This is a genomic window from Geomonas subterranea, assembly GCF_019063845.1.
Lineage (GTDB): Bacteria > Desulfobacterota > Desulfuromonadia > Geobacterales > Geobacteraceae > Geomonas > Geomonas subterranea.
Genome location: NZ_CP077683.1, coordinates 810,968 through 822,463 on the forward strand (window position 1 = coordinate 810,968; position 11,496 = coordinate 822,463).

General features: G+C 55.9%; 12 protein-coding genes, 1 tRNA gene and 1 pseudogene. 8 read left to right on the plus strand and 6 right to left on the minus strand.

Annotation, left to right across the window (positions count from 1 at the left end; genetic code table 11):
- The first annotated feature begins 270 nt into the window (after positions 1-270).
- The 5 genes from KP001_RS03570 to KP001_RS03590 all read left to right on the plus strand — a co-directional run bounded on the left by KP001_RS03570 (position 271) and on the right by KP001_RS03590 (position 3,380).
- Positions 271-1,038 carry a replication initiation factor domain-containing protein gene (locus tag KP001_RS03570; protein WP_217288213.1) on the plus strand — a complete coding sequence of 256 codons (768 nt, stop codon included), beginning with the start codon at positions 271-273 and terminating at the stop codon, positions 1,036-1,038.
- Positions 1,039-1,125: 87 nt separating this feature from the next.
- The gene (locus KP001_RS03575) at positions 1,126-1,371 is read left to right on the plus strand and encodes a hypothetical protein (RefSeq protein WP_217288214.1); all 246 of its coding nucleotides are present in this window, start codon (positions 1,126-1,128) and stop codon (positions 1,369-1,371) included.
- Entirely contained in the window at positions 1,364-1,582 is a 219-nt protein-coding gene (locus KP001_RS03580; RefSeq protein ID WP_217288215.1) for a hypothetical protein, read from the plus strand. The genes KP001_RS03575 and KP001_RS03580 overlap by 8 nt, the downstream gene beginning before the upstream one ends.
- 122 nt (positions 1,583-1,704) lie before the next feature.
- The gene (locus KP001_RS03585) at positions 1,705-1,926 is read left to right on the plus strand and encodes a hypothetical protein (protein ID WP_217288216.1); all 222 of its coding nucleotides are present in this window, start codon (positions 1,705-1,707) and stop codon (positions 1,924-1,926) included.
- A 1,040-nt stretch (positions 1,927-2,966) separates the two neighbouring features.
- Entirely contained in the window at positions 2,967-3,380 is a 414-nt protein-coding gene (locus KP001_RS03590) for a hypothetical protein (protein ID WP_217288217.1), read from the plus strand.
- Positions 3,381-3,486: 106 nt separating this feature from the next.
- Here the strand turns inward: KP001_RS03590 and KP001_RS03595 are convergent, their stop codons facing one another.
- A complete protein-coding gene (locus KP001_RS03595) occupies positions 3,487-4,047 on the minus strand; it encodes a recombinase family protein (RefSeq protein WP_217288218.1) in 561 nt (186 codons plus the stop codon).
- Between the two features lie 253 nt (positions 4,048-4,300).
- On the opposite strand from KP001_RS03595, the gene KP001_RS03600 reads away from it, so the two are divergent.
- The gene (locus KP001_RS03600; protein WP_217288219.1) at positions 4,301-5,101 is read left to right on the plus strand and encodes an HNH endonuclease; all 801 of its coding nucleotides are present in this window, start codon (positions 4,301-4,303) and stop codon (positions 5,099-5,101) included.
- A 176-nt stretch (positions 5,102-5,277) separates the two neighbouring features.
- On the opposite strand, the gene KP001_RS03605 is transcribed toward KP001_RS03600, so the two are convergent.
- The 4 genes and pseudogenes from KP001_RS03605 to KP001_RS03615 form a co-directional block, all read right to left on the minus strand.
- Complete coding sequence (locus tag KP001_RS03605) at positions 5,278-6,828, minus strand: tyrosine-type recombinase/integrase (protein ID WP_217288220.1); 1,551 nt, start codon at positions 6,826-6,828, stop codon at positions 5,278-5,280.
- Positions 6,829-6,843: 15 nt separating this feature from the next.
- A pseudogene (locus KP001_RS22340) lies at positions 6,844-7,020 on the minus strand (DUF6538 domain-containing protein); the annotation flags it as partial.
- Between the two features lie 76 nt (positions 7,021-7,096).
- A tRNA-Arg gene (locus tag KP001_RS03610) sits at positions 7,097-7,173 on the minus strand.
- Between the two features lie 83 nt (positions 7,174-7,256).
- Positions 7,257-7,955, minus strand: a complete 699-nt coding sequence (locus KP001_RS03615; protein ID WP_217288221.1) for a DUF1573 domain-containing protein — start codon at positions 7,953-7,955, stop codon at positions 7,257-7,259.
- Positions 7,956-8,111: 156 nt separating this feature from the next.
- Between KP001_RS03615 and KP001_RS03620 the strand changes: the two genes are divergently transcribed.
- A complete protein-coding gene (locus KP001_RS03620; protein WP_239027881.1) occupies positions 8,112-9,647 on the plus strand; it encodes a zinc-ribbon domain-containing protein in 1,536 nt (511 codons plus the stop codon).
- Positions 9,563-10,147 (plus strand): DUF3426 domain-containing protein, encoded by a 585-nt coding sequence (locus tag KP001_RS21885; protein ID WP_239027882.1) that lies wholly within the window; start codon positions 9,563-9,565, stop codon positions 10,145-10,147. Before KP001_RS03620 ends, KP001_RS21885 begins: the two co-directional genes overlap by 85 nt.
- Before the next feature lie 80 nt (positions 10,148-10,227).
- Here KP001_RS21885 and KP001_RS03625 read toward each other — a convergent pair whose 3' ends face one another.
- On the minus strand, positions 10,228-11,493 hold the full coding sequence (locus KP001_RS03625; RefSeq protein ID WP_217288222.1) for an N-acetylmuramoyl-L-alanine amidase: 1,266 nt from the start codon (positions 11,491-11,493) through the stop codon (positions 10,228-10,230).
- Positions 11,494-11,496 lie beyond the last annotated feature (3 nt).

Sequence of the window (11,496 nt, forward strand, 5' to 3'; positions counted from 1 at the left end):
AGCCAATAGTCTTCACTTCCACACCACTGTCCCCAAAAAAAATTCCATCTCGGTGGCAGAAAGAGACCGCTGCTATGTACATAGAACAGTGATAGCACCTTTATTCATAAAGTTGCCATTGTCGCGGAAAATCCGGCGACCAGCGCGTATATAAATTTGTAGAGGAATGAAATTTTAAACACCAGAAAGGACAACGTGCAAGGACAAGTAACGACCGGGATCGACCACTTACATTTGACCTTCTCCGAGGCATACAGCCTGGAGAAGATAGTGCAGACCCTCTTCATCGGCATCTCAGCCGATGACTTCCGACCGACGAAGAAGAAAAAACAGAAGTGGTACCGATCAACTCGACTACTCACGACCACAAACGGCGATGTTCTCGCCGCCTTCCACTCAGACTCCACCTCGACTTTCGGTCGAAGAAACCTGCTGCAGATCCATGGGCTTGCCTTCAGCCGCAGTTCCTTGAACGCTCTTCGGCCTCTCGACCTGCAGAAACTGATTGACGGTGCTAACGAACTCGACGCGCACGTATCGGAGATCGACCTTGTTATAGATGACACGGCAGGCGTCACCCCGGTTGCCCAGATCTACGAGCAGTCTCTACCGCACCGCTACAAGGACTTCATTCGATCAACCTTCTTGAAGGACTACCGGGGGAAGCCTACAGAGCCGGAGTTCTACGGGGGAACGTCGATTTACTACGGCAGGCATGGTCGCAGCTATTGCAAAGTCCTCTTCTACCCGAAGCATCTCTGCCCGAATCAGCGGATTTACGAACCGGGGAACCAGCTAAAGTACAACTGGATCAGATATGAACTCAAACTGCGCGGGACTGCAGCCCTGCGGCAGGGCGCGGAACTGCTTTCTAAAGTCAGTAGTTTAGCGACTTTCGGCTGTAACTCCATGACGATGCAGGAGGCTGTTGTTGACCTGTTCGGTAAGCACTTTGCCTACGTTATCCCCGGTCCCAGATCCAGCCGCAGGAAGCTACAGCCCTGGTGGTCTGAACTGCTACGACGCGCCACCCTGTAACTACATACTTGTGTCTGGCCACAGGCCACCACGATTCAACTACTTAGCAGCCATCATCTTGAGGCAGTATCAACAACGGAGAGACCTATGAACCAAGCAGAAATCTACAACCAGATCCAAACCATCTTTGACCGCAACGAAGCCGACAAGGAGCTTCACGTCGATCAAGTCGAAACCCTGCATGCCACCATCGAAGCAGTTTACCGCAGATCCCCGGCGATCCTTCTGTCTCACCTCGACAGTATGAAGGCCAAGCACTCCAAAGCGACCCTTGCCCAACTTCGGGACATCGCAAAGTACCTCCTGGAGATACTGGAGGCCGATCTTGCTTAGTCCTGGGTTGAAGGCCTACATCGACCGCACCGCAGCCGATATACGCAAAGATGATCCCGAAACTTTAGCCCACCTGGATGACTTCGAGTTAAAGGCGATGATCCTGGACCAGATCCGGGCACACGCCGAGGCCGAGGCAGACGCCTTGGTCACCATCCATACCATGACCGCGATCATTAAGAGTCTCGCCCAACTGGCGCGTCTCTCATAATCCCTCCGCAGCTTCAGCAACTGCGGTTGCCCACCCGTGCGGGGATGCGCCGGGTTCTCCACAGGCGGCAAGGGCCTCATACCCCCTTGCCGCCGATCCTACACTAAATCAAAGGATAATCCATGATCCAAACCTATACCAACCAATCCGGTCACACCTTTACCTCGCTGAACCTCGACCCCATCGAGATCTACACCAATAGCGACATGGAAGGCTTCTATCACGGTAACACCGTCACCGCTCTCAACGGCGAGCAATTCACCATCCTGGATACTAAGTGTGTCCAGGGGCGAACCTACCGCGTCCTTCTCTTGCCTGTCGCTCAAGAGGCCTCTCATGCCTAAGCAGCAATATATGGTCGGCTGGACTGCCGACCTCATAGACGGCACCACCCGGTGCGGCTCCATCGCTGTGCCGGCAGAAGATCCTCAGAAGGCCTGCTCGATAGTGGCCGGCATGATCTGCTCCAAAATAGGCCGTGACTGCGAGGATGTTAGCACTGTTGCACTCAGTCCCGCCTGAGTCTCAATACACCACCACAGAGAAACAGATCCAGGAGCCGCCCCACCGGGCGGCTCTTCTTGTACCAAGGAGACGCCTTGCAGCTTCACAAAGCAACCTACGCCTGCCGCATCGACGGCAAGACTATCACACGCCGAGTCAGCATCCCGGCCACCAATCCCGCAGTAGCGGAAGCCGTAATCCGCTCCTGGTTGTCCATCCAGGGGCTACAACCACACTTCGTCAGCGTAGAAGTGTGAAAACGACCTCCAAATTCGCCTTCTATGTGGACATTTTGCTCCTCCCTATACCGTAGCTACCCTTAGTTTTGAAAAAGGAAATTTCGCAGTGACAGAACACACGCTCCACCTTCCGCGCTCCCAGCGCCGGAACATCGAAATCCCATACGCAGGCGACGGCACCAAATGCCCCTTCTGCGGTTCCTACGGATTTACTCCCGGTACACGTTGCCGGTGCGGTGTCTGGAATCCATCCGAAAGCAGCTACAAGAGGCCCAGGCCGACGAAGCGCTGGAAGACCCCACCGTCTACCCTGCCGATCTACAAACCTCAGTTCGACGGCATCACTGGCTGAGATGTGCAGCAAGACCACGACACAGAAGCCGCCCCTGGATAGAACAAGAGCATCCCACAAAAAAAAGTTTCAACTGCAGGCGCGTCCTGGGTCGAAAGCGCAGTTATGCTAGGTCTATGGGAACCCTTCCAGCATAGGCAAAAGAGATTGCAGGAACACAAAAAGTGGTTTAGATTGTTGCTCGTTTCTAACCTGAGGCTGGAGAGGATCTAACCCGATGCCTTATGGCTTTGAGACCTCCAGTCGTTCCTATGTCCGACACCTCTTCACAATGTACGGAGGATGCAAGATGGGACTTATCGACCACATTAAGCATAAAAGAATTTTCAATCGCTATACTGAAGAGCAACTTTATGAGATCGTGCATAATGAATTAGGTGAGGGGGTTCGGAAGGATGGCTTGTGGGCAAAGGCAATCTCCGACAGTAAGGGAGACGAGAAAGTAGCTCTTGCAAGATATATCTCTCTGAGAGTCAAGTCCTTAGAGGATGAGCTTTATCTCTATAACCAGTACGAGGAACGCTTGGATCGGGATCTGAAATCTACGAAGTCTCCGGCTCCGCCGACCACACCCACATCTTTGGAACCTAGCACAACTGGAAATGAAAACACGGATTGGCACCAAGACGGTTTAGCTTGGTTTGTGATCCTTTTCGTAATTGTTGCCGTGGTAGTCGGAGTTGGTGTTTTCGTGGGACTATAGGGTTCATGAGCGACTCCCTCTGCTCCGGTAAGAAAGAATGGCTTCCACGGCATCCTGCTAGACCCCTGATAGCGAAAAGGCCGGGGGAGATTCCCGGCCCTGAGTCCTACGCCTTCAGCAATTTGTAGATCGACTCTCTAGAGATTCCGAAGTCTGCGGCGATCTTGGTTTTCTTTTCGCCTGCCGCAACCCGTTCCTTAATCTTCGTTACCATCTCATCGGTGATAGACTTCTTGCGACCCTTGCCCTTGTACCCGCCTGCCGCCTTCTTCAGTTCGATCCCTTCCCGTTGTCTGGACTTGATAAGCGCCCTCTCGAACTCTGCGAACGATCCGAGCAACTGCAGCATGAGCTTCTTAAAAGGGTCGTCGCTTCCATCGAATACCTGCTTCTCTTTGATGAACTCGACCGACACGCCTTTCTCAGTCAGCTCCCTGACAATAGCCAATAGGTCTTCAAGGTTCCTCGCCATACGATCCATTGAGTGAACCACCACCTTGTCGCCTTTCCTGGCGTGTCTAATCATCCGCTCCAACTCAGGACGCTCCCGGTCCTTGCCAGATACCTTGTCCTCAAATACCTCATCCAGCTCCAGCCCTTCGAGCTGCCTTGCGGTATTCTGCTCCAGACTGCTGACCCTGCGATACCCGATTACCTGACCCTTCATCTCAAGCGCTCCTGTCAATCAAAGTGTGTAAAAACATTCTAGACCCTTTGGTAATTAGTGTCAACAAAATACAAATGAACGGTTTTTACACATAAAATGTGTGTACTGCGGGCGTGGCCCAGCGGTATACCGTTTTTACACAAACTACAGCGCACCGTTAAGCACAAGTAGACATTTCTAATAAAATCCATTATATTGGCCCTGAAACGGACACTTCAAGTGTCGCAGACAAGACCGGACAGGGGGGGGTAAAATGACGTTAAATGCCATCGACGGTAAAGTTTACGCTCCTGTCGGATACTGTATTTACTGTGGTTCAACTGAAAATCTGCAGAAAGAACATATAATTCCTTTGGGCCTTAGTGGGACCGCAGTGCTTCCTAAATCCTCTTGTCCGCAATGTGCACGCATCACTGGCAATCAAGAGCAAGTTGTGCTTAGAGGACCACTCTGGGCAGTACGTGTCTATCGAGACTTGCACTCTAGGACTAAGCATCGTGATGCTCCCAAGGAGTACCCATTAACAATCGAACGAAATGATATTGAAGAAGTTATCAGTCTAAACGCAAATGAATATCCTATACTACTCCATTTTCCAGTTTTCACAGCCCCTGCTTTAATTAACCCAGAAGGGTACACAAGTGGTATTCGCCTTGACGGCATAGCTACGGTCTCATTTGGCATAGAGCCGGAGGACGTTGCGAGGAAGCTAGGTGCAACCGCGCTATCTATCACTCAGAAAAACGATCCGGTGTCATTTGCACGTGTCATCGCAAAAATAGCCTATTCAACTGCATTTGCTGAAGGTGCGTTGGCAGGTGTTTCCGATACAGAGGCTATATTACCTGCAATTTTGGGAGAAACAGATAACATCGGGAAATGGGTTGGGACACTACCAGGGCAGGCGGAAAAGTTTGACGGGCATTTACACAGGGTTACCTTGCATAGGGATATAATGGCAGGTTTCCTTATCGCTGAGGTTCACCTCTTTAGTGACTCGTCGGCTCCACGCTATGGTGTGATACTTGGAACGCTGGAAATGCAAGCGTTCTGAAGATCAAGAACACCGTAAGGGCTACAAGAAAATCTGAGTAGCAGGTAGCGCTTGCCTTCACCCTCTCTCAAACGCCCTCTACAAGCCATTCTCGGAGGTCGGGGCGGTGCTTAATTGAGATCGACTTGCCTTTCGCGGGTTCCCATCCGCTCACCCGCGAAAGGAAAATCTGGATCTTATTTAAAGAACAACTCCTGCGCTCTGGCCTCAAGCATGTCCAGGTCGATGTCCATCCGCATCTTGTCCGTGACCTCCTTTAGCGCCTTGGCTTTAGTTGCCTTAATGTAACGAGCACCAACTTTCTGCTCGGTGCTATGGCCCAGCATGTTGGATGTAACCATGAAGTCCTCGGTGACCTCGAAGACGTTGCCGGCGAAGTGGTGTCTGATGCTGTAAAGGCACTTTTTCTTGTCCGTGGTTACGTATCGACTCTCGAATCCCCTGAAGTGCTGGCCTGTCTTCTTGTTAACCTCGTCCCGGTTGTACCACGCGCTGAAGCTCCTGGAGGAGTCTTGGAACAATTTCTTTCGAGGTAGCTGTTCGACCCACTCTAAGAAGCCCAAGAGCAGCAGGGTGTCGCAGATTGCCACCGGGCGAACCGTGGCTTTGGTTTTTCCACGCCGTAGATCGAAGATCCACAGCCCCCGGTCGGTCTGACAAATGTCTTCTTTCGTCAGCTCGACAATGTTTCCCAGGCGCAGGCCGTGAAACAGCGCGATCAAGATAATCCAGAACCGCTCAGGGTAGGGCGTACTTTGGCCCTGCAGCGGCTGCGTGCAGATTGCATCAATCAGTCTTGCAACATCTGCCGAATCGTAAGCTGCCCGGTCTTCCTGAGCAGCCTTAGCCACGGCGAACCGCTCGCCCTCGTACACGTTCGCTGACTTGTTTAGCATTTCGTGTTTCCCCGCATACCTCACAACGTCTTTGGCGCGGTCAAGATAGGTGTTTGCGGTCTTTAGACTTATCTTCTCGTATAGCTTCTCAGACTTCAAAATTGCATGTATCGACTTGTCGCCGTACCGTTGTTGTTTGTTAAGCGGGTACTTCAGTAAAATTCCTTTCAGCTTTGTAACAGAGTCCATTGAGTTGAAATCTGAAATGCCGACGTTTCCCATAATCTCCAGCAAAACCCGACACTCTACCAGCATATCTTTGCGAGTACCTTCTGCGACATTCGGTTTAGAATTTAGATAATGCTCCCTGTACTTCGCCAGCACGGTCTTGAGGTCGTAGTAAGGAGTTTCCAGGCCCTTGGCGATTTTTTGCTGTAGTAGTTCCAGGGGGGACCACTCCCCGCGCAGCATCGCGCTCTCGACCTCGTGGACTACCTTGTCTGCGTTGTTCAACTGGAGCGCCAGTGATTTGCACTCAGCATCGGTTAGCTTGATCCCTGGATTTTTCTTCAGCCTCTTGGCAACCTCTTGGACAAGGCCGTCTGTGACCATCGTGCTTTTGGAGGCGAGCAGCAGCTTAAACATCTCCGCTCGCATGGTAGCCGAGATAGCGCGGGTGTCTGAGCTACCCTCGTATTGATCCGCAGTGGCGAAGGTTTCTTTCTCCCAGGCGAGGTGACCCTTTGCGCAATCGTCAAACAGCTTTGACAGGCCCAGGGTGTCAGCCTCTGTGCCGGTGAACTCCTGGCCGGTGGCTTCAGCCTGCAGTGCCGTGGCGTAGCTGTTCAGGTACTGGTTCACGAGCCGCTTTTCAAGATCCTTAGGTAACATGCCGGTCCTCAGTTGCAGAAATAGTTGCTGCGTGCGGTACTCTGCCGCGGTCGCGGAAACCTTGGCGTTGCGTTCATCCGTGGTTTTCAGACTGTAGGTTAGTTGACTGACGGGGAAGAGGTGCTGCAGGTCGCGGGGAACACGGCACACGTAATGATACTGGTCACCGCGTTTTCTGGTATGAACACGCAAAGGTTACCTCCCAAAAATGTTGGCAAAATGTTGCCAATCGTGTTTTTTGGAGCTAACCTTGCGATATTACTTAAATTGGTGGGCGAGATGGGATTCGAACCCATGACCCCTGGCTTCGGAGGCCAGTACTCTATCCAACTGAGCTACCCGCCCGGGAAAGAACTCATTACTACACCATTTTGAGAATCAACTCAAGATTAAACTTTTAAAAAGGGGCGCCTTTCGCGTCTACGACACTATTTGGGGATGGATGCGTACACCGGAACCGTAATCTCCTTCTTCTGGGGATGACTTGTGGTGATGTGCAGGTATCCGCTCAGAATCTTGGCTTCCGGCTTCGCCAGTACTGATATCTCTATGCTTCCGGTCTCGCCGGGCCTCAGTTCTCCCTTCCTGATCGTCGCTTTGATCTGCAGCGACGAGGAGGTGACGCTCACGTTCAGCAGCTTGACGGTCGCGTTACCGTTGTTGGTGATGCTTACCTTGCCCAGCGTGGGAGTGCTGCTGCCTACCGCGCCCAGGCTCACCTGTCGCGGCGTGACCTGCAACTGCTCGAGCACGGTCCCCTCCAGGGTGAAGGTGTAGACCGGGGTCTTGCCGGCGTTGCTGGTGAGGGTCACCGTCTTCGCTACCTTGCCGGAGAATGAAGCCGAGTCGAAGGTGACCTCTATCTCAGCGCTCTTGCCCGGCGCCACCAGCGAGGCGGAGGGCTTGGCGGCGGTGCAGCCGCAGGACGCATCCAGTTTCTTGATCTGCAAGGGCGCATCCCCGTTGTTTTTGATCGCGAAGGAGTGCTGGACTTTCTTCCCTTGTGCAACGGTGCCGAAGTTGAAAGTGCCCCGGTCCACGAGGAGTTCCGGTGCCGCCCGGGCGACGGATGCACCGAACAGGTTGGCGAACAGGAGGAGAAGGTATATAAAAGGACGGCGTTTCATGGTGTTCCTTTTGAATTATCGGTGGGATGCGCAACACCGGCTATTTATACCACAAAGGTGCCGCAGCGACCAGAATGATTGACACTATAATTTGCTTCTGTTATAGGAAACCGTTGAGAAATTAATGGAAGATTCAAATAAAATCCGGAGGGGTCGATGATTCTCCAGTGCGACCAATGCAATACGAAGTTCAGGCTGGACGATTCCAAGCTGAAGCCGGGCGGCGTGAAGGTCCGCTGCTCCAAGTGCAGGCACGTGTTCGTGGCCGGTGCCGAGCAAAGGGCTGAAGAGTCGGACTTCGATGCGCTTCTTTCCGGACTCGGGGCTCCCACCCCGGCGCAGGCCGCTGCACCTCCATCCGCGCAGGCCGGAGAGGAGGCGTCCCTTCCCGAATCCGGTGCCGAGTCCGCCGCTTCGCAGCAGGACGATGCCTTCGGCTTCGACGTCGCGCCGGAATCCGAGGTGAAAGCTGGCTCAGCTCCCGCAGGCGCGGAAGCAGCCGTCTCAGGCGATTTTGATTTCGGCGATATCAACGTGGAAACCGGTATGCCGGCCGGGCAGGAAGCCCCTTTGCCAGCCGCCGGCGAATTCGGCGAGATCGAATTTAACGAGGAACCTGTCGCGGCCGCCCCCAGGACTCCGGCGGCGCCCGATCTCGATTTCGGGGAGCTGTCGTTCGATGAACCCCCTGCCGCCACAACGGAACCCGCTCCGGCCGCCGCGGATTCTTCCCTCGACTTCGGTGATTTCTCCTTCGAGGAGCCTGCCCCGGCGGGCAAGGAGGAGGCCGCGCCACCCGTAGCCGATGCGATGGCGTTTGGCGAACTCTCCTTCGAGGAATCCGCGCCACAGGCGAAGGAGGAGAGGGGCGCTGCCGCCCAGCCAGCGGAGGACGCCTTCGACTTCGGCGAGTTCTCTTTCGACGAAAACCCGGCTCCGGCCCAGGAAGTTCCCGCTGAAACACCCGCCGTCGACTTCGGTGAATTCTCCTTTGAGGAGACGCCTGCGGCGGCCAAGGAGGAGGCAGCACCGGCCGAAACCGATGCCGTGGAATTCGGTGACTTCTCCTTCGAGGAGCCGGCAGCCTCTCAAAATGAAGAACCGGCCCCTGCCGCTGGCGACTCTTTTGATTTCGGCGATTTCTCCTTCGAGGAGACGACCGCTCCTGCACAGGCACAGTCCTCTGAACCGGAGCCGACATCCTTCTCTTTCACGGAGGAAGCCGTAGCCGCTGCGCCCGTTACTCCCGACTACCAGAACGAGGAGGGGGAGGTGCCGGGCGAAATGGCTGCTCCCGCTCGCCAGGGGGGGGAGCAGGGGGTGCACCCCCCAGGGACGAGGAATTCAGCTTCGGCGATTTCTCCTTCTCGGAAACGCCCACGTCGCCTCCCTCCGGCCACGAGGATGCCGCACCGGCAGCGGCCGCCGCCGCTGGACTGGCTGGCGCTGCGGCAGCGGTGGCCGCGTCCCAGGCGACCGAGGCGCCGTCTGGTGCCGCCGAGCCCTCCGGGGGGAAACCCACCAAATCGTCCCTTGACTTCAGCTTCGGCGACAAGTCGTTCGCCGCTGCCGTTCCGGAGCAAGGCTTCGAGGAGGAACTCCCGCCGTTGTCCATCTCCTCCCGGCGCAAGGGGCACTCCGCCCTCACCGTCGCGATCGTCGCGATCTCCGCTATTGTGGTGCTGGCGCTGAGCGGCGCCGGATTGTACCTCATGCAAAGCGGCCCCGAGGCGATGAAAAAGCTCGACAAGTTCGGCATCGGTTTCGTCGCCAAGTGGTTAGGCATGGAGGTCCCGGAGGAGGGGCGCATCACCATCAAGAACGCCCTCGCCTCGTTCCATCAGAACAAGGAGGCGGGCGAGCTGTTCGTTGTGAACGGCGAGGCGGTCAACTCATTCCGCAAGGCGCGCGCCTCGATCCAGGTGAAGGTGAGCATCTTCGACAAGGGTGGCAAGGTACTGCTGCAAAAGACCGCCTTTTGCGGCAACCGCCTCTCGGCGGAACAGCTGAGCACGCTCCCCATGGCCAAGATCGAGTCCATCATGAACAACCAGTTCGGCGACTCTCTCTCCAACCTGGGCGTCAAACCCGACCAGTCCATAGGCTTCGTGGTGGCTATCGCCAACGTGCCGAAGGAGGCGGCTGATTTCGGCGTCGAGGTGGTGGGGTCAACGGTGGCCACCGGGCAGTAAGGCGCAGGCACAGGACAATTAAAAAAGGCCGGCGATTTCGCTGGCCTTTTTGCGTTCATGGCTTCAGATGCCCCGTGGCATCACCCCTTGTTGAGGGCGGTGATGTATCCCTTGATCCCGGCAAGGATGCCGTCGGCGGTGAGAGCCTGGTAGTGCGGGTCCTTGAGCTTCTGTTCGTCCCGCTCGTTGCTCAGGAACGCGGTCTCCACCAGGATGCTCGGCATGGTGGCGCCTACGAGGACGTAGAAGGGGCCCTGCTTCACACCGAGGTTCTTCACCGTCGGGTAGCCGGTCTGGGCCTTCCTGTAGAGCGCCTTTTGCACTTCGTCGGCCAGGTGCGCCGAGTCGTTTAGTTTGTAGTTGGCCATCAGGTCGAAGAGGACGGCCTGCAGCGTGCTGACCTTCTCCAGCGAGGTTCCGTTCTCCTTGGCCGCGAGCTGGGCCACCTTCTCGGTTTTCGCCAGGTTGAGATAATAGGTCTCGATGCCGTTGGCCCCCCGGTTCAAGGAGGCGTTGGCGTGGATCGAGACGAAGAGGTCGGCGCCGACCTTGTTGGCTATGGCGGTCCGCTCCTGCAGCTCGATGAACACGTCGGTGGAGCGGGTCATCACCGCGTCGATCCCGAGTTCCTCCCGTATCTTCTGGGCCAGGTCCAGGCCGATCTGCAGCACGATGTCCTTTTCCCTGGTTCCGGAGGGGCTCACCGCGCCCGGATCGTGCCCGCCGTGCCCCGGGTCGATCACGATCCTGCGGATCCGTCCCGGCTTGAACTTCGCCGGCTTACCTTTCTCGGCGGGCTTGGCTTTCTCCGCAGGGTTCACCCTTTCCACGCTCTTCGGCTCGGGGGGGGCGGTCTCGATGACCTCCCTGGACGCCGAAATCTCCTGCCTGCGGTCCCCTTTCACATCCACGATGATGCGGTACGGCTCGGAGAAGGTGAAGACCTTGTATTCCTTGATGCTGTCCAGGTCGAGCACCACGCGCACCGTGGAGGCGGCGAACTGGGCGATGCGCACGCTCTTCAACAGACCGTCGCCGATGCTGAGGTCCCTGACCCCGGGGTTGAGGTGCGTTCCCTGCAGGTCGAGATAGAGCCGGTTGGGGAGCTTGTGGTGCTCGAAGCGCACCTCCTGGTCCAGGGTTATGGATACCCTGGTGTAATCCGGGGTGGACCAGTGCTTAAGCTCGGTGACCGGCACCAGCGGAGCGCCGGGGGCGGCCTGAGCGGAGCCGGACCACAAAGGCGAGAGCAGCAGCGACCCTTGGGCGGCAAGCGCCCGGCAGGCGAGCCAGCGGTAGTAGGGGGCCGCGAGCCCCATGTATTTGACGAATTCCCTGCGCTTCATGCG